General features: G+C 46.4%; 12 protein-coding genes. 6 read left to right on the plus strand and 6 right to left on the minus strand.

Annotated elements, in window-relative coordinates; translation table 11 throughout:
• The first annotated feature begins 38 nt into the window (after positions 1 to 38).
• On the plus strand, positions 39 to 731 hold the full coding sequence (locus PSE7367_RS06565) for a pentapeptide repeat-containing protein (protein ID WP_015164592.1): 693 nt from the start codon (positions 39 to 41) through the stop codon (positions 729 to 731).
• Positions 732 to 1,130: 399 nt separating this feature from the next.
• On the opposite strand, the gene PSE7367_RS06570 is transcribed toward PSE7367_RS06565, so the two are convergent.
• Positions 1,131 to 2,201, minus strand: a complete 1,071-nt coding sequence (locus PSE7367_RS06570; protein ID WP_015164593.1) for a histidinol-phosphate transaminase — start codon at positions 2,199 to 2,201, stop codon at positions 1,131 to 1,133.
• 291 nt (positions 2,202 to 2,492) lie between these two features.
• Entirely contained in the window at positions 2,493 to 9,128 is a 6,636-nt protein-coding gene (locus PSE7367_RS06575) for a midas domain-containing protein (RefSeq protein ID WP_015164594.1), read from the minus strand.
• A gap of 187 nt (positions 9,129 to 9,315) precedes the next feature.
• On the opposite strand from PSE7367_RS06575, the gene PSE7367_RS06580 reads away from it, so the two are divergent.
• From PSE7367_RS06580 to PSE7367_RS21510, 4 genes are all read left to right on the plus strand, one after another.
• Positions 9,316 to 9,630: a hypothetical protein gene (locus PSE7367_RS06580; protein WP_225882693.1), complete on the plus strand. Its 315-nt coding sequence runs from the start codon at positions 9,316 to 9,318 to the stop codon at positions 9,628 to 9,630.
• A gap of 435 nt (positions 9,631 to 10,065) precedes the next feature.
• Positions 10,066 to 10,290: a hypothetical protein gene (locus PSE7367_RS21870; protein WP_198013448.1), complete on the plus strand. Its 225-nt coding sequence runs from the start codon at positions 10,066 to 10,068 to the stop codon at positions 10,288 to 10,290.
• Positions 10,291 to 10,295: 5 nt separating this feature from the next.
• The gene (locus tag PSE7367_RS06585; protein WP_015164597.1) at positions 10,296 to 11,021 is read left to right on the plus strand and encodes a pyridoxine 5'-phosphate synthase; all 726 of its coding nucleotides are present in this window, start codon (positions 10,296 to 10,298) and stop codon (positions 11,019 to 11,021) included.
• A gap of 73 nt (positions 11,022 to 11,094) precedes the next feature.
• A protein-coding gene (locus PSE7367_RS21510; protein ID WP_156800328.1) for an IS1 family transposase occupies positions 11,095 to 11,816 on the plus strand; the annotation gives its coding sequence in 2 pieces (ribosomal slippage) (positions 11,095 to 11,401 and positions 11,401 to 11,816; 723 coding nt in all).
• Positions 11,817 to 12,198: 382 nt separating this feature from the next.
• On the opposite strand, the gene murJ is transcribed toward PSE7367_RS21510, so the two are convergent.
• Together murJ and PSE7367_RS06610 are read right to left on the minus strand one after the other, a co-directional pair.
• On the minus strand, positions 12,199 to 13,998 hold the full coding sequence (murJ, locus tag PSE7367_RS06605; protein WP_015164598.1) for a murein biosynthesis integral membrane protein MurJ: 1,800 nt from the start codon (positions 13,996 to 13,998) through the stop codon (positions 12,199 to 12,201).
• 532 nt (positions 13,999 to 14,530) lie between these two features.
• The gene (locus tag PSE7367_RS06610; protein ID WP_015164599.1) at positions 14,531 to 14,824 is read right to left on the minus strand and encodes a 2Fe-2S iron-sulfur cluster-binding protein; all 294 of its coding nucleotides are present in this window, start codon (positions 14,822 to 14,824) and stop codon (positions 14,531 to 14,533) included.
• An 885-nt stretch (positions 14,825 to 15,709) separates the two neighbouring features.
• Between PSE7367_RS06610 and PSE7367_RS06615 the strand changes: the two genes are divergently transcribed.
• Positions 15,710 to 17,056 (plus strand): serine/threonine protein kinase, encoded by a 1,347-nt coding sequence (locus PSE7367_RS06615; RefSeq protein WP_015164600.1) that lies wholly within the window; start codon positions 15,710 to 15,712, stop codon positions 17,054 to 17,056.
• Between the two features lie 558 nt (positions 17,057 to 17,614).
• Here the strand turns inward: PSE7367_RS06615 and PSE7367_RS06620 are convergent.
• Together PSE7367_RS06620 and PSE7367_RS06625 are read right to left on the minus strand one after the other, a co-directional pair.
• Positions 17,615 to 17,962, minus strand: coding sequence for a hypothetical protein (locus PSE7367_RS06620; RefSeq protein ID WP_015164601.1), 348 nt, complete (start codon positions 17,960 to 17,962; stop codon positions 17,615 to 17,617).
• Between the two features lie 128 nt (positions 17,963 to 18,090).
• A complete protein-coding gene (locus PSE7367_RS06625) occupies positions 18,091 to 18,939 on the minus strand; it encodes a glycosyltransferase family 2 protein (protein ID WP_015164602.1) in 849 nt (282 codons plus the stop codon).
• Positions 18,940 to 19,027: the final 88 nt, after the last annotated feature.

Below are 19,027 nucleotides of genomic sequence, written 5' to 3' on the forward strand. Positions count from 1 at the left end.
ATCGGATTATAGCAACGACCTCATATTTAGTAAGGGACATGAAACTAAAAAATATTGCCACTGGATTGTTGGTTGCAACTAGCCTGACTTTTAGCTTTGGCAGTCAAGCTAAAGCCGAAGACCCAGGCCATCTTCTCTATTTAATGAAGCACCTGGTTTGTGAGCGCTGCGCCCTCGATAATATTGACGTGAGTGATGCCAATCTGGCTGGCGCTTTCCTCAATGGGGTAGACATGCGCGACAGCAGGTTAAGCGGTGTAAATCTAGCGTTTGCGGAATTGGTGGAAGCTAATTTGAAACGCGCTACCTTAATTGATGCCAACTTGCGTAATGCCTTCATGATGGGAATCACGCTTAATGATGCCAGACTCACGGGTGCCAGAATTGATAGCAGCCGACTGAATTATGCCCAACTGGTCGGAGCCGATCTCTCTGCCACCAGCATGATCAGCACCGATCTCACTAAGGCCGATTTGAGCCGGGCTAATCTCACGGGAGCCAGTATGCGCTTTGCCAAAGCTCCCGGCGCTGACTTTAGCGGAGCCGATCTCAGCGATGCTAATCTCTATTTTGCCGATCTGCGTGGTGCTGACCTGCGTGGCGCTAATTTAACGGGTGCTGATTTGAGCAAGGCCAAATTGGCTGGTGCAAAACTGACTGGCGCTAACCTCTGTCGGGCGATCATGCCAGATGGCATTCCTTCGCTGTCTGACTGTGGCCCCGAAGAATAGCGGAATAGCGACACCAATCCTTCAATACTTTTAATTAATAATTACTTCGATTACCAGGTATAAGATCGCCAAAGGATCTGAAACCAGATTCTCGATCGCTGATTAGTAATTAAGAACTTACTGCCGTAGCTGCACAGTTACGGTTTTTTGTTGCTTTTAATTATTCTAAGCCTGCCTTAAGATATAGCAGCCATGGGGATATTTAGGACATGATTTACGCAGAGACTATTCCAGTGAACTAGCAAACATATCTACTTTTAGTCCTCATAAACTCTTCAAGTGCTATAGCCTTGGCTATTAGACTTCTTACATAAATCATAAATGCTTATTTAAGCGCTGAGATCGTAACTCCCAGGCTACGATATTCGACTTTTGCAAGAGTTCTACTGGCTTGATCTTCTAAAGAGAATTAAGGCAATCGCCCATTCGTTCAATTAAGCGTTGATTTTGCGATCGAGTGCCCACCGTGATCCGCAAACCACCGCCAGTCTGACGAATTAAAGTTCCTTTTTGTTTGAGCGCCTGGGCGATCGCTTTGTTATCCTGACCACGGGCATACAAGAAATTGCCAGCACTCGGCCACACCCTTAAACCCAAATTGCTTAATTCCCGATAGAGGCGATCGCGTTCCTGCCTGATTTCTGGCACTAGTTCCAGGAGTCGATCGCGGTTGTCCATAGCCAACTCTGCCGCAGTATGGGCAATTGTAGGCAGGTTATAGGGCAGGCGCACTTTTTCTAGGGCTTCAATCAACTCATTGGCCGCAAAGGCATAGCCCACCCGATAGGCCGCCAATCGAAACGCCTTGGAGAAGGTACGCATAATCAACCAGTTGGGATGCTGGTCTAGCTCGGCTGCCAGGGTGTGACTAGCAAATTCAAAGTAGGCTTCATCAATCACCACCAGGATGTTGCTGGGCAGCGATCGCACCCAATCTAGTTCCGCTGAGTTGAGAAGATTCCCCGTAGGAGAGTTAGGATGCACCAGGCCGATCGCGGCCACATGATGCTGTTCGATCGCAGCTTGGGCGGCGGCTAAGTCAATTTGGAAATTTTGGTCATGGCGTGGCACCTTCACCACTGGAATGCCAAGGCTGCGAGCTAAGATGTCGTACATCGAAAAGGTGGGCTCAGCTACCATGATGCTGCCGCGATGCAGACAGGCCACAACCAAGAGCGATCGAATAATTTCATCGGAGCCACAGCCGATCGAAATCTGGGACGACGTAATCCCATGCCCCACATAGTTAGCAATTAACTGTTTGAGGTGAGCATATTCGCCATCTGGATAGCGATTGGCTTTAATTTGATCACTGGCGATCGTGCCGAGTTGGGACTTAAACCAATCCGGTAGATCGCTAGATACCTCATTAGCATCAATTTTATCAATCTCGGTGGCGGTAATATCAGCCAGGCTTTCAGCTTTGTAGGCAGAAAGGGTGGCGATGTCGGGGCGCACTAGTTGCTGCATTTTGTGCTCTGGTTTAGTTGGTTAAACTGAGAGATTTTTAAAGATTTTTAGAGACTTAAAACTCATGAAATTCTCGAACCAAAAAATTTGGTAGCCCTGAACGTGTCAGGATATCTGGCTATGGGAGCAAGACTGAATCCAGCATCCACTCCTAGAAATCCTTACTTTTAGATCAATACCAAAAATTCAAAATCTCAGGCTCTTAAATTATAGGCTTATAGGCTGATGTGCCGATCGCTAAGCTCTCAACTCAGCCACCTCTACACATATTGAGCATATATTAAACACATATTAAGCATATTCCCTTGCCACAAACTCAGGGAATACCAACGGCTCCGCCAGGGTTTGCTGCATATTCGAGACGATCGTTTGCAGGTAGCTATTCAGCAGTTGTAACTTTTGTAAATTGGGTTGATAGGTGCCATCGGTTTGGAACTCAAATAGCTGTCCCGCAAATAGTTCTGGCGATAGGGTGGGGTCATTTAAGATTATTTCTTTCTCTGGTTCCTGCCAGGGGAACAAACCAGCCGGTAGCTCACCTTGCAGAATATTCATGATCCGATCGCGGCAAGCATTGGCATTCACGCCCCGCGCCTGGAGCTGTTGAATCAGGCGATTGTGGCTCACCGGATTACGCAAATTAAGCTTGCAAATTTCCTGGAGCAAGAAGTAATCGGAATATTGTTGCCGGGAAATATCAATCAAATGGCGATAGAGCGGCACCAGCGACAAGCCAGCCGCGTTAGTATATTTAGCCAACCGCTCAACCTGGGCATTCGGCAGCTTTTGCACCAACCAGCGGTTTAAGGATGGTAACAGGGTGGTGTCACCCACCAGCCAGACGGAACGAACCTCAGTGGCCGCGATTCCAGAGTTGCTGAGCAGGTTATTTAAGTGGCGATTGATTAATTGAATATAGGGGTGCAACACCTGATTTTCTAGCTCACGGCGTAACACGGTTAAGGGCAAGTCCTGGACTGTGGTGCTCCATTCTTCCAGATTCTTATCGATCGTGAAGGCCACCTTAAGCTTGGCTGCCGCTTGCAGAAATTCACGCCCTACCTTGCTGCTGAGTAAATATTGCTGCAAAATAGCCCGCTGTGATGGGGCAGGATCACCTGACTCCGGCAGCGCAAATTGGGTTAAATCAAATTCTGGCTGGTCAACGGCGGCGATCAATTGCCAGTGGGGGTAGAGTAAATGGGTGACAATATCTTGCTCTAGGGCATTGCCAGCATAATCCAGGCCAATGTTCTTAATATAGCTGCGATGTACCTTGCCACCACTGGCTCTGACCAGGCATAAACTGGTGGCAGCCGCACCAGCATCGATCGCTAAGGTGGATGGAGCCAAATCAGCTTGGGTATGAATCCTGAGCAGCAAAGGCGCGATCGCCCGATCGACCACCATCACCTTCTCTGCCGCATCAACCAATCCCGCACTTAAAACCGCCTCGCGCAGATTGAGCCCATAGGTATCTGGCCACCCGGTCGGATGCCCCAAAAGCACCCCATTTAGATGTTGGAGAATATCGCCCAGGTTTGGCAATAGGCTGTGAATTGCCTCAGCCCTCAGCTTGACCAGCAATTGTTTGAGCGTTCCTTGTACCCACCGCAGCGGTAGCGATTGTTGTTTGCTTTGTTGCACGATCGGTTGCCAAGCGCTAATACCTCGATAGGGCAGACCGAGCTTTAGTAACGACTTAAAGTGACTGATATGACTCTGGTTCAGGGTTGCTGCCGTGATGCCAACTGCAATATTAGCCTGGAGCGGGTCAGCATTCTCCTGCGCATCACTACTATGTATCCCCACCGTGGGAATAGTCGGCGTGGCATTACTAGGATCACCAAAGGAAAGGGGATAAATGCTGCCGCTATTGGCATTCACCAGCGTGGCGCTGAGATGATTGCTGCCAAAATCGATCCCCAAAAACCAGGTATCTGAAACATCGGTTGGGGTGGGGGTAGGGTTACCGATCGCTGGTAAGACTAAATCTAGCTGCGATCCGGTTAGCTCTGGTGGCTCTGGCTCAACTTCCACTGCCTCTACGTCAAGGAAATTAGCGGGGCGATCGAAGGTATTTGGATCAGCGTCTGGATCGGTGAATCTGAGATCAGTGGATGCGGAAGTTTGATCGGTTGCTGAATTAATTTGGAAGTCGGGCAAGTTATAAATAGCTTCATTCCAGGCTGGGTCTTGGCTCAGATCGGCCACATCCGCCTCAGTGGGGGAGAAACCCTGCCAGGTGTAGTCTTGGGCTTCTTGATCGGCTAGTTCGGTTAACTTCAGTTCTGCCTCACTCAAAACTGGTTCTGGCTCAGCTACATTTTGATCGCTTGAAGCAATGGGATCACTCAAATCAGTGCCAAAATCTTGATTGAGCCCGGTTTCTAATTCAGCCAAAGCATTTAGCTCTGCATCAAGGGCTAATGCCGGATCAGATTCATCTGATTCATTAAACTGGTCAGATTCGCTAGATTCAACCGATTCATCCAATTCATGATTAATAAAACCATGATCGATCGTTTGACCATCTGCTTGGTTTGATTGATTTGCTAAATCATCGGCAAATTGATTTAATTGCTGATCTTGTTCATCTTCTAAGGATGCATAAAAGTCTTTCTCAGCATCAGGATCAGCATTGTCTGAATCGGCTTCATCGAAACGATCGCCATTGTAGCTTTCAATTTCAGTTTCTTGGTCAGTGAGCAAATCCGCAGTTAAGGCACTGAGCATTTCTGCCGCATCTTCATTCTGCTCCACTTCTGGCAAGCCTTCTAGCACCGTATCCATGTCTGTATCCACATCAAGGCCGTCGATTCCCTGCAAAATGGTATCGAGTTCTTGATCGACATCAATATTGCGATCGAGTCCCTGGACTAACTCATCTAACTCTCGATTCAGATCTTGTACACCACCACTAGGCTCAGGAGTAGATGTCTGTGGCGCATTGGCATTAGTGAGCAGATCAAAACTATGATCCTGCTCTTGGGCTAATTGCTCTAGTTCAAATTTCAAATCTTGCTCTAGCCTTGATTCCAGGTCCGGCAAGTCCGGTAATAGGGGCTCGGTATTGGACTCTAGATTCTCTAAATTAAGATCGCTATCGTTGCTGTAATCACTATTAAATGTTGGCAGTGGGATCTCGGCATCTAGATCTACGTCAGCCAAGCCCAGTAAATCATCGATCGTGCGATCGGTTATTGCCTCAGCATCATTGAAACTATCAAAACCACTAGAGCTTGTTTCTGAATTAAATAACTGATCAGGAAAGGTATTTAAGTTAGCATCTTCCAGCAGATCCGACTCGGAACCAGGGCGATCGGCCTCAGCACTATTAGCTTTAGTGCCAAACAAAGCCGCCGAGTCATCTACGATCTGGGGGATCTCCGCCGATTGATCTGAGCCTTCTCTGCTATCTAGATTGTCTAGATTGTCTAGATTGTCTAGATTGTCTAAGCCAAGATCTAAACCGAGGTCATCTAGTTCATCTAGTTCACTGCGATCGCTTGCTTGGTCTGGCTGCTGGTCGGCTTGATCCCGGTCAAATAAAACTGCCGCATCATCAATGATCGCCGGAATTTGCGCGAACAGATCGCTGTCTTCGTTGTCACTATCTATCCCAGTACGCTTAAGGCTTTCATCACTATCCTTAGCCACAAACTCAGTGCCAGCAAATAAATCCTGTGAGTTATCCGTTGTCTCAGCTACATTTTGCTCAGGTTCGTTGCTCTGAGCGATCGATTCAGCTTGTTCATCTGCACCACTATCGAATGGGGTATTACGAACCGCCAGATCCAGATTCGCCGCTACGATCGGGTTTACGCCAGTGCCAATATCCAGGCTTTCCAAGTCTTGATCCAGTTCTGCTAGCAGGATTTCATCTTCAGTCAGGCTCACTGACCGTTGCTCCTCTGTCTCTTCTGGCAGCAGAATTAATGATTCATCTAACTTCTCTGCATCATCTTCTGCCTCTAGGTAGGCAATCTGGGCATTATCTGCCTCCGACTCCAATGTTTCCACTGCCTCTACTAGGATCACATCTGGCGCATCTGGCTCCAGGCGATCGCTATCGTCCTCACTGGTTAGCCAGGACATAAAATCTGGATCGGGGGTAGGTGCAGCACTAGAGCGATCGATTGGTTGATCGCTGCGATTCTCTTGGCTAATTTGCTCTGGCTGAGAACCACTAATGCCAAACTTGTCACCAAAATCTTTACTAAAGCTATCTTCCGAACCAGTTGCCACATCGCCGACAGACTGTTCTGATTGATCTGGTTGATCCCGCTGCTCTAGCCAGGCTAGCAAATCTGGATCTTCATCGAGCAAGTCTGTATTGCTAGCACTCAAGCCCGATTGCAAATTCAAATTATCCCGATCGCTTAGAGCGCTGGGAGCATCTAGATCGCCTAGCTCACTTAGATCACCTAGCTCAGGAACATTAGTTTGCAAATTTTCTACTTCAGATGCCGACAATTTATCGGCGCTGCTTTCTAACCAGGACATCAAATCATCTGATCCAGCAGGGGATTCAACCGCTTGGCTCACATCGCTGGCGATCGACTCATTAGGATCTGGCTCCGTAAACGCTGCAATCTGAGTATCTGCATCAGGGTCAAAATCCTGGGCATTGATTTGACTAGCTAGAATTTGAGGCTCGGCAATTTCGGTATCAATATCATCATCTATATTTGTAGCTATATTCGTATCTGTGCCTGTGGTTAGGCCGCTGCCTGAGTAACTATCCTCTGCGTTTACCTGCTCAGATAGCTGATTAGCAAAATCATCAAGCTCAACCTCAATTGAACCGCTTTGCAAGTCCTCGATGAAATCGCCAAAACTATCATCTTGAGACCGTTGATCTTGAACACCAGTAATGTTGATGTCATCTGTGGCTGCCCCCTGATCGAGGTCTAAATCAGAGCTACTATCGATCGCTGCATCATTACCCTCTGGTTGGTGCGATTGCAGGGAACGGTTATAAAAATTATCGATTAGACTATCAAGATTTTCCTGGCTTAGATCGGCACTAAATTTAGACTCACTGGTTGCACTTTCAGTTAGCTCGATCGCCTTGTTTACATCAGCTTGAACCGAGGCGGAATCAAGATCTGGTTCATTAATATCCCCATTAATATCATTGATATCGCTAACGGGCTCGGCATAGTCTGGCTCGAAACCTGCCAGGGGTTCTAGCTGATCCTGATCCGACGTAGCAATATTATCAACTTGGTCGTTAAGTTGGGCATTTAGCTCTAGACCAGATTGATTGACATTGTTGAGCCCAATCAGGTTGCTAAGATCATCTAGGCCATCCAAATCAGTCGAATCATCTAGATCACCAGGTAGGTCAGTATCGGCTAGATTTACATCTGGATTGGCGCTGGAGGCAGGCAAATCTAAGCCAATATTAAGCTCTGCCAGGGTGCTACCAATATCATTGCCAAATGCGGTACTAGTCTCAAATTCGATCGTTTGCTCAGCTTGTTCAGTTTGTTCAAACTGCTCCGCCGAGTCAGATGACACAGCAGGATCAGCAATATCAGCACCAAGACCAAGGTTGGCACTGCGATTTAGGGGGAAATTAACCAGATTGGATTCGATCGCTGCATCTGGATCGCTATCATTACTGAGCAGACTATCGATTGTTACTTGGTCAAACTCAGGATCATCTAAATTTAGATCAATATCAATATCTTCATCTATATCTGTATCTGTGGTGCTTGTTTGGGCATCGGTTGTGGTGTAATTATCCTGATCATTACCCTGACTGGAAGCCTGATTTGAGTCTTGATTACTTGCCGACCCAGAGCGCGATTGAGGTGGCATATTTTGGACTTCGTTACCCATCCGATCGACCAGGGCTTGTAATAACATTTCGCCGCGCTGTTCTGCCTCCTGCATCTGATCGAGTTGCTCTTGCAAAGAACTACGATAGCCCTGAATATTATTTTCCAAGGACTTGAGGGTGGCATGGAACATTGCGTCCAGATTCAGCAAGAACTGATCCGATCGTTGCTTTACTTCCTCCACCATGGCCTCTTGATTAGGCCGCTGATTGGGTAGCTCCACCAGATCAGGCGTTGTGGCAGGCTCTGGCTGAATATTCTGGATCGCCTGACTTACTTCATTGGTAATCTGGGACAGCAGTTGCTGATTAGAGGTTTGAATATAGCTAACAAACTCCTGCTCTTGCTGTTTGTGGCGATCGAGCAGTTGATCAAGTTGCGATTGATATTTGTTTTCTAGTTTGGCAATTTCTTCATAGAGCAATTGCTGCTGTTGCTGCTCGACCTCAAAGGGGGAAACATCGGGCGAGTCGGGTTGATTGGTCTCCACAATGCCGCGTAAATTGGCCGTCACTTCGGCGATCATCAACGCCCGCTCCACTGGCAGGGTTCGCTCCAGTACCTGCTGAACCGTTTGTTGGACTGCCTGTTCGACCACGGGGGCAAGCTGTTCTTTGAGCTGAGCCAGATCCGCGGGCGGGGTTGCTGCGTTTTTCTGCGCCATGTTGGGTGTTTCCTTGATCCAGTTCGATTCCGCCGCCGACAGAATTGACTGATATTTGCTGAGATCTTGTTTGGCGGTGGGGCGATCGCCAAGCGCATTTTTAGCAGCCGATTTAGGAGCTTGAAAAGACTTAGAAGCGGGGGCTTGGGTTGAACTAGATGAACTTGACTCAGTCAGGGAAAATTTGGTGGAGCCTGGATTTTGCATCTGCGCGATTAATTGATTGCAATCTTGCTCGATCGCCTGGATATCATCGGTATCTTGCAAATTGGCCAACCGCGATCGCAACTGTTTGAGCTGCTCCCGTTGTTGGATTTCTTCCTGGGGGAAACCCCTGGCCGCCGAACCCAATGGCCTGGCCAGCAAATGATTAATCTGCTGTACTAGTTGATCGCGGATCTGGCTGTTCGACATGATGCCCCCTGAATATAGATCGGCTCAACAGAAATAAACTAGTCCCTCGGTGAAAAGTTATAGTCTTATTTTTGTCAATAGACAATATGTTTGCTATGATTTGCGCTATTTTGAGGCAAACATTTGTATTAGGTGTGAGAGCATGAGATTTAAAACCCCAACTCGTTGGATAAGCTATATAGCATCTTTGGCATTATTGGCAACTGCTTTTCCAGCAGCGGCGGAGCGCAAAGAGGTTGACTTGCGCCTGCCCACCAGGAATGGCGAAGATTATACAGTTTTGGTTAGACGTGCTGAAACCCTGGCCAGAACAGCAGCTCAGAGCATGTTCGATCGTGAAATTCTCGTCTCGGATGTTTCTATTAAGATAACAGCAGAAGATCAAGCGCAGGCAGCTTTGGTGTTGCAGATGAATGTGACCCGATCGGACTGGTATAGCCGTCCTGATCCACGCATCTGGTCCACTTACTTTCCGGTCGCCCAAGATCTGCTACAGCTCTAGCTCAGTGATGATCAGGCTTAGCATTGAAACTCAAATCTAGTTTGCATCGATCTAGCTAGTCGATCGAATTGGCTGCTAATTGTTAAGTCTATTAGTGTTTGTTAGTAACTAAGTTTATTACCTGAATCTAAGCTTGCTGGTTTTATTAGTAACAATTATTAACTTTTACTATTGGTTGGTTGGTATGTTTAGTTAGAGCCGGAATTAATCAACTTGGCTTAAATCTATGTACCAATCCAATCTCTATTTTAATAAATGCGGATTGGGATAAATTGCCTAGATATTTACTTGTATATGCTTTTGCTGAACCAGGTTACACCAGCTAGAACTAGATTGTTAATTAGCTATGAATGGGGTTAATTCCTAATAGTTCCAGCTCTGCTTGGCTTCTTGGGGTTAATCTTTTATTGCTAACTAATATTAATAACTAATATTTTGGCAATTATGGTGACGATCGTAATCCAACTAAATCCTTTTCTTGACCCACCTGGGGGAAGTGAAAGCTGGCCGATCGCCGTAGCCTTAAATATTCTTAAATTTTTTGTTTATGCTAAGCCATGCTGCGGTAGCCTCCAGCCTCGTATTTTCATGCAACCAACCAGCATTCAAGCATTTGTTTCTTTGCATTTCGTTTACATTATTTGCATTTGTACTGACTAGCCAATATGTCGATCGCCACCACCCTAGGAGTTAATATTGACCACATTGCCACCATTCGCCAGGCGCGGCGCGGGGTGGAGCCAGATCCAGTGGCAGCCGCAGTGATTGCTGAATTGGCGGGTGCAGATGGCATCACTGTGCATTTGCGCGAAGATCGCCGCCATATTCAAGACCGTGATGTAAAAATTTTGCGGCAGACCGTACGCACCCATTTAAATTTGGAAATGGCAGCCACCGATGAAATGGTGGAAATTGCCCTGGCCGTAAAACCAGATTATGTCACCCTGGTGCCCGAAAAGCGGGAAGAGGTGACCACTGAGGGCGGCTTGGACATCCTAGGACAAATCGATCGCCTCACTAAAATAGTTGGCCAACTGCAAACCGCCCAGATTCCGGTTAGTTTGTTTGTTGACCCAGATATCGATCAGCTAGAAGCCTCAGCGCAAACTGGAGCCAAACTGGTCGAGCTGCATACTGGCACCTATGCCAATGCCACTAATGCGATCGAGCAACAGCAAGAGCTAGAAGTTCTGCAAACCGGTGGGGCAAGGGCGATCGCCCTAGGGCTGCGGCTCAATGCTGGGCATGGTCTCACCTATTGGAATACCAAGCCGGTGGCAGCGATTCCGGGCATGGAGGAGCTGAATATTGGCCATAGCATTATCTCCCGTGCGGCTCTGGTGGGGCTGGACAAGGCGGTGCGGGAAATGAAGCAGTTGATTGATAGTTAACTTAAATAGTTAATAAATAGGTAGTCATGCAGAAGTAAGGATAATGGGATAGAAGATACAAAAATTCTCTCTCATGGATACATCTAAGCTAACTTGTCCAAGATGCAATTCACTCAAAATTGTCAAAAATGGCAAAATTCACAACGGTAAACAAAACTTCAAATGTAAACAATGCAATAGACAATTTGTAGCCAATTCTAAGAAGAAATATATCGCTAATGAGACTAAAGCTCAAATCGACAAACTTCTGCTAGAGAGGGTTTCACTCGCAGGTATTGCCAGAGTTGTAGGTGTATCACCAAGATGGCTACAGCAATATGTTAATCACAAATATGCTCAAGTGCCCCAACAAGTGCAGGTACAGGCTAAAAAAAAGGGCACTTAACCATTCAAATGGATGAGCTGTGGTCTTTTGTAGGCAAGAAACGAGTCAAGGTTTGGGTTTGGTTAGCTATAGATGTTGATACTAAGGAGATCGTAGGAGTGTATATCGGTTCTAGAGATGAGGTTGGTGCTCAAGGATTATGGCAGTCTTTACCACCCGTTTATCGACAATGTGCTGTTTGTTACACTGATTTCTGGCGTGCCTATGCTCAGGTAGTTCCGAGTATGCGTCATCAACCAGTGGACAAAGGTTCAGGCTTGACTAATAGAATTGAGCGATTTAATTGCACTCTTAGGCAAAGAGCTTCAAGACTGGTTCGCAAATCTCTTTCTTTCTCGAAAAAGTTAGCTAACCATGTTGGCGCTATCTGGTTATTTGTGCATCATTACAACTCATCCTTACTTGTATAGCACTACCTATGAATCTTATGATTCCATAAACCCACATCAAAGTGATAACTACTGTGATCGAATGATCGAATGTCTGATTAAAGGACTTGTTTTCTCATTCCTGACGATCGGACCAGTCCCAAAGATGATTACGACCCAGAGAATAAAGAAAAAGATAAATTCGTTTTTTAAACTATCCATAGTACCTAATCTAACCTCTGCTAATTATCAGCAAAGCATTAAGTGTATTGGCATTTACGCCTAAACTTACTGTTAAAAAATGCTCAAGTTGGGATCGTTTTAATTTTTTTATCAACCCTTACGATATCTATAGCTACCTGCAATTAGACAATATCTATTTACATCTTCAGAAATATACTACTAAGGGTGTATTTAGTAAGATCTATCTAAACACAGGTAATTTTTGTTTGATCATACGCCAAGCCCGATCGACCTCTGGCAATCTCAGCCGCACGATCAACAGCCCAAACACCAGCAAACCACCACCACCAGCCAGAGCTAGCTGCACAATTTGGATCAGCGCTCCATCTGACTGCCAGAGTTGGGCGATCCCCCACAGAACTCCCCAACTGGTTGCCCCAGCGATCGCACTGATCACCGTAATTCCCAAGAGCGGCTTCATCCAGCTCTGCCAGCCCAGGCCATTCAGTTTGCGATCGAGTAGCCATACCAGGGCGATCAGCGAAAATAAATTTACCCCCGCCGTAGACAAAGCCAGCCCCGGCGCACCAAATTGTTGCACAAAAATATAGTCAAACAGGGCATTCAAACCCACCCCCACCATGCTGACCTTAAACGGTGTACTGCCATCACCCAGGGCATAGAACACCCGCACCATTACATCACGCCCCAAATACACAAACATGCCAGCGCCATAGGCCACCAGCACCGATGCCACCAATCTAGAGGCCGATTGATCGAAGGCAAACCGTTCATAGACCAAGCGCACCGCCGGCAATGCCAGGGTCATGATCAAGGCACTGAGCGGGAGCATGGCGATCGCGGTTAGCATCATTCCCTGCCGGATGCGTACTTTTAGCTCATCCCAATCCTCTGGTTCGGTCAGCCGACAAAAAACTGGCAGTAAAGGCACCAGAATAATATTCGAGAGCAAGCCCAATGGGGTTTGGACTAATAATTGGGCATAACCAAGGGCGGCAGCAGCCTGGGGAATATAGGAAGCAAAAAACAGATCGGTATAGACATTGATGTGCAGCAGCCCCGATGAGAAGGTGGCTGGGAGCATGATTTTGAGGATTTGCCTTACGCCCGGCAATCGAAAATTAAACCGCAAGCGCAAGCTACCCATGCCCGATCGCCATTGGGCACTAATCTGCGCCAGCCATTGAAAGATCGCCCCCGCCAAGGTTCCCCAGGCCAGGATCATGCCGCCACGCACCGCATAGGCATTGGAACCCACCTCCCCCCCAGGAGCCAGGGCAAAGAAGCCGATCGCCAACAGCACCGCCAAGCTCGAAAACATCGGGCTGACCGAAGGCAACCAATATTGATTCGAAGCATTGAGCGTACCAAACCCGATCCCAATTAACCCAGCTAGCACCGCCATTGGTGCCATGATCCGCAACTGCTGCACCGCGATCGCCCTGATTTCCATTCCCTCTGGGCTACCAGCCAATCCGGGCGCAACCAGATCGATCATTGGTTGGGCAAAAAACACCAGCGCAATACTCACCAACAGCAATGCACCGGCTACCAGCGTGGTGATTGTTTCTACCAGTGGTGCCGCTTCTTTTTGATTGCGCTTGGATAGCACACTGACGATCGCACTGTGGAATGGGCCATTAATCCCCCCCAGCAGCACCAACAAAAAGCCTGGCACCACATAGGCATAGTTATAGGCATCCACCGCTGCACCCACCCCAAAGGCAGCCGCGATCGCCATTTGCCGAAAGAGGCCAAACACCTTACTGAGCAAAGTCGCCAAGGCCACGATCCCAGCAATGCTAAATAGCGATCGCCTGGCATTTGCTTTGCCCTGGTCAGGCTCTGAAGCAGGATCAACCGGATCAATTGGAACAGCTTCCGGCTCGCAATTTAAATTTTTGTCTGAAGCCTGAGCTGAATCTAGTTGCTCATCTCGCTCATCCTGATTATTTTGATCGCCTTGATCACTATGGGGCTGCGATCGATCGGAACCGTGGGAACTCTCTGGTAATGCCAATGCTGTTTACTCCTGCTGCCTTGCCCCCCAAACAATAACAAATAATCTAGTGGTTATTGCTGGTAATCAAAATTTAAATCAACTCTTGAGAATGCACTTAACCAATGCCTGACCAATGCCTGACCAATGCCTGACCAATGCCTGACCAATGCCTGCTAACAAGATGCAAGCACCTTTAGCTCAAAGCTGTTATATTGCCACTGACTATACAAAATATTTCTGGTGGTGTAGCGCCAAGCAAGCGATCGCCCCAATCAGGGGAATCAGGATTAGGATTACTTTAATAATTCACCCCGATCAGAAAAGCTACAATAGAAATCTAATAAACCCCCAATAAAGCAAAAACTCCGCCGCTCGTTTAGCAGGTCGGAGTAAGGAAAGTAGAAAGAATACTTACCCATGCATACCATTAACTAATCAAATAATAACTAATCAAATAACTTAGTTAATTAAGTAAGAATCAGGTGATCCAAAGTTTGGCGGGGCACTGGGTCTAGCACCTGCCAAACAATCGATTGGATCAGTAGATCAATTAGTAGAGATCTTCTTCCTTATGGGTTTCGATCGTGCAATCGGCAGTAGGATATGCCACACAAGTTAGAACATAACCAGCTTCGATTTGCTCATCATCCAAGAAGGACTGATCGGATTGATCAACCGAACCAGACACCATCTTGCCAGCACAAGTAGAGCAAGCACCAGCACGGCAGGAGTAAGGAAGATCCAAACCTTCTTCTTCTGCCTTGTCTAGGATGTAGGTATCATCGGGGCAAGTAATTTGCTTTTCACCATCGGGGGTTTTTAGAGTAACAGTGTAATCTGCCATGTTTTAATACTCCTCTCTATGAATTTGTAGATTTGTAATTTGTGAATCTGTAAGTTTGTGAGTCAAAGGACTCTTGACTTCATGCCAACTAAGCTTAGCGATGTAAGTTTAGTTTTAAGTTAATTAGGGCAATTTGAACCTCGACCGTTCTGCACCCGCGATCGCAACATCCGCTTATCCAGGCTTAGATTAATCAGCTTGGGTCACCAGATATTCTATGAATCAGTGCAGGCTTGTCGCTTTTGGCATCATAGCGCTATTGAGAATTCAAATTAATGTATGTAGTCAAACAAATACCAAGTTATTCTAAAGCCTAACCATAGCCTAGACTCTAGTAAAAGAATCTAATCAAAAAGCAAGACTAGTATATTGAGCCAGAGCGATCGCTAATGACATAATCCAGTTTTGATTCAACTCTGTATATTGCTAGTGCAATCTTGCCCAAGTCAATAATTAGAATGGTTAGAATCTAGACGCGAATAACTCGGCCTGTGATTGCATAATAGCGCTAGAGCGGTTTCAGAGGTAAGAGTTAATCCCAATTTCCTTCCAATGATATATATGCTCTATCTTTAGGCATAGGACAAAGGGGGTTGACAGCTAAAACCCTTGCTAAGGCAAAATTATAGCCATATTAACCAGCCCTTAAATCCATGAGTTTTCGTATATTCACAAAATATATTGATTAAATTATCTTATCTAATCACTAGGTATAATCTCTCAACTCATTTTCTATTGTGAATTCCAATCACCAGGAGCAAGGCGATCCTGATTCTCTCGCTCTAAATGTCAGATGATTGACTGAGAAATAGATGCGATCGGCTTAGAATATAAAAAATAACTAATTCGAAGCCAGAATAGGTCTTGCTGAGGAAAATTTTAAGCGTGCTGCAATCGGATCAGATCCTCCACGATCGCTATCAACTGCAACGTCAACTCGGCCACAACGCGGGTAGGCAAACCTGGTTGGCGATCGATCTTGAACTAAAAGAGCAAGTAGTGGTTAAGCTGCTCACCTTTGGCGGCGATGTGCAATGGGATGACCTCAAACTTTTTGAGCGGGAAGCCCAGGTCTTGCAACAACTCGATCACCCCTGCATACCCAAGTACCGCGATTACTTTTCGATCGACGATCGGGCGCTGTGGTTTGGTCTGGTGCAGGATTATATCCCTGGTAACTCGCTCAAGGATTTGTTGGTTCAGGGTAAAAAGTTCACTGAAGCTGAAGTCAAGCAGATTGCGATCGAGATTTTAGAAATCCTCACCTATCTGCATGAGCTAAATCCAGCGGTGTTGCATCGAGATATCAAGCCCAGCAATATTATTTATGGTGAGGATCAAAAGGTTTATTTAGTAGACTTTGGCGCAGTGCAGGATAAAGCCTCCGCCGAGGGTAAAACCTTCACCGTGGTGGGGACATATGGCTACGCACCGATCGAGCAGTTTGGTGGTCGGGCTGTCCCTGCGTCGGATCTTTATGCTTTGGGCGCAACGCTGATTCATTTGCTCACAGGGGTTTCGCCAGCGGAGCTACCCCAGGAGAATTTGAAGATTAAGTTTAAGAATCGCACTAGTTGCGATCGTAAGTTTGCTAAGTGGATTGATTATCTGATCGAACCCTCAGTGGAAAAGCGTGTGCAGATTGCGAGGCAAGCCTCAGACCACTTATTAAATTTAAATGGCTATTTAGCTTCAGGATTTACACAGGAAAGAATTAGTAAGCCCAACAACAGTAGAATTATTGTCCAGCGAACCAGTGGAATACTTACGATCGTCATGCCAAGATTGAAATTCTCTATAGAAACTTTTGGTGTATACTCCTTAGTCTTAATGTTTCTTTTTAGCTGGTTTCTGTCTATATTCTTTGAAGTTTTGAATTATACAAATGGAGCACTTAGATTATTTACTACAGTAGTATTCTGGATTTTAATCGCAGCTATTTTTGGTGTTGTCATATACAAGTGTGTTTCCAGAGAAATTATTCATATAAGACGGCTTGGATATTTAATTGAGGAAGATTTCTTGGGGCTAAGAATGAAACATTCAGAAAGCGACTACCCCATAACTTCAATAAATCAGCAAATGGCAATGTTTGATCATGAAGGAGATAAAGCGAAATCTTTTATACGTTTAAAGACAAGTGAAGGGAACCATTATTTTGGTGCAGGGTTAACAAATGCTGAATATATTTGGCTTGAGCAAGAAATTAAGGACTTTTTAGGGCTTGAATAACAATCGATCGCAGCAATAAACCCCTGCTAAGTAAATAACAAGGGCCTGCAAAAAAAATGGGGGTGGAGGGACTTGAACCCTCACGACTTATAAGGTCAACGGATTTTCATTCTCCCGCAGCTTTCGCCACTGCCATGATTAAAAAACATCTATTAATCACGATCGGCTTTGAGAATTGGACTCTCCCTTTACCCTCGCCCTGGTTTATTTCCAGTCAAGCCAGAAAAAACACCACGTTAGGGTAGCTCCCGTCGAGTCTCTGCACCTTCCCACTGCTAAATAATTCAACAATGGGCTTGGCTCAGGATTGCCATACCAGCATTAGATCGCAAAATCTAAACTTACCAGGCTTAGGTTTCCCTGAATTTGAGAGCTGACACTTGCAAAATTTCTTTAGCAAGGCTCAATTTTCTTAAGTCCGCAGCGTCTACCATTCCGCCACACCCCCAAGCTTTGCTATTTTAGCGCAATCATTGCAAACCGGAGCGAAAAGATCGCCAACTTTGCCATTTCCTTTAGATTTAATAGTTTGAGTCAATTTGCTCAGGGCGATCGCTACTAATCATTGCCATCGAGATCATCGGTTCGATCGGAACGGGGCACGATCGCTTCAAACTCCTGCGCCAGAGTGGGTACTTGCACCTCATCGGCGGCAATCTCCTTCAGCTCCTGTAACTTGGCCTCCAGGCGAGAAATCCGCTCGCCCAGGCGTTGTTGAATCCCCGCCGAGCCCGATCGCGTACAACTGCGGCACACCTCACCCAAAACCTTATCTCGATCGTTATGCAAGGCCGCAAACAAAAACTGATTATTCTTAGCCCGAATCGGCGTTGCTCTTTGGCCACAAATCACGCATTCAACCGGCACCTTGCCACCATAAACGCTCTTTTCCCAGCTAATGTGCATGTGCTCCTCTCATTTACCGACTTCACCAACTGCCAGTTTAGTTAGAAATATGCCTAATCTAAGCTCGATATTTAACCTTTATCTCTAGGCTAACCTGTTTTGCTGGGATTATTAAGTATTTGAGATGACTACAACAAGCCCCGATTGAAATGATTGCCCTTATATACCCAGAATGGTCGCATAAAGGGGAAGGCAATTTCTGACCATTTGGTTACCTTGCGATCGCGGATACCCCGTAGCAACTTAGTATAATTTTTCAGCACCAATGCATCACGGATACAATCAATCAGTGGATAGCTCTCGCCCACCAACCGCCAGCCATAGCCCTCATCCTGGCAGCGTTTTTTAAGTTGCTTGTAGGTGTAGTCGTGGGTGTGATAGACCCAGCCTTCACCATAGACAATTTCATTACCCTGGTGGTGTACCTGGCGCTGAAATCCTTTGTCCTCAAAGATCGACATCTTGCCAAAGGGGTGCTGCTGCCAGGCCGATCGGCGGATCGCTGCATTCACGGTCGAAAAGCCCATGTTGTGAAAACGGCTAATCCAGTTTTTAGACTCGGAAGTAAAATAAAACGTCTCGCCGCAGGAATCCCAGAAAAAACGATGCATATCAAGGCGCTCACGGATGCCACCCTGCACCGCCAGCAAATTCTCATCCTGGTTAAAGGGCTCCACCATTTGCTCAAGCCAGTTTCGATCGCCTGGTTCGGCATCTTGATTAATAAAAATCAACACCTTGCCAGAGGCAGCAGCGGCGGCCTGATCACGGGTGAGGCCATGATTAAAAGTGCTATTGGGGATTTCCAACAGCTTGACCGGAAATTCATTGATGATGGCGATCGTATCTGGCCGGGAACCCGAATCAATGATCACTACCTCATATGCTTTGTTGGTCTGCTGTGCATAAATCGCTTGAAGGGTTTTACGCAGCAACTCGCCGCCATTGTAGGTGGGGATAATAATACTTGCTTCCATTGGTTCAGACTAGATGCCCACTTGGTATAAGAACAATTCTGAGTTGCTTGATTAGCTTGATTACTTAACAGAATAATTGAAATGCAAT

This window comes from Pseudanabaena sp. PCC 7367, assembly GCF_000317065.1.
In the GTDB taxonomy this organism is placed as follows: Bacteria; Cyanobacteriota; Cyanobacteriia; order Pseudanabaenales; family Pseudanabaenaceae; genus Thalassoporum; species Thalassoporum mexicanum.

Coding starts and splice junctions, on each gene's coding strand:
- PSE7367_RS06570 (WP_015164593.1), bottom strand. CDS start 2,201: ATGCAGCAACTAGTGCGCCCCGACATCGCCACCCTTTCTGCCTACAAA.
- PSE7367_RS06585 (WP_015164597.1), top strand. CDS start 10,296: ATGTCGATCGCCACCACCCTAGGAGTTAATATTGACCACATTGCCACC.
- PSE7367_RS06575 (WP_015164594.1), bottom strand. CDS start 9,128: ATGTCGAACAGCCAGATCCGCGATCAACTAGTACAGCAGATTAATCAT.
- PSE7367_RS06565 (WP_015164592.1), top strand. CDS start 39: ATGAAACTAAAAAATATTGCCACTGGATTGTTGGTTGCAACTAGCCTG.
- PSE7367_RS06610 (WP_015164599.1), bottom strand. CDS start 14,824: ATGGCAGATTACACTGTTACTCTAAAAACCCCCGATGGTGAAAAGCAA.
- PSE7367_RS06625 (WP_015164602.1), bottom strand. CDS start 18,939: ATGGAAGCAAGTATTATTATCCCCACCTACAATGGCGGCGAGTTGCTG.
- PSE7367_RS06620 (WP_015164601.1), bottom strand. CDS start 17,962: ATGCACATTAGCTGGGAAAAGAGCGTTTATGGTGGCAAGGTGCCGGTT.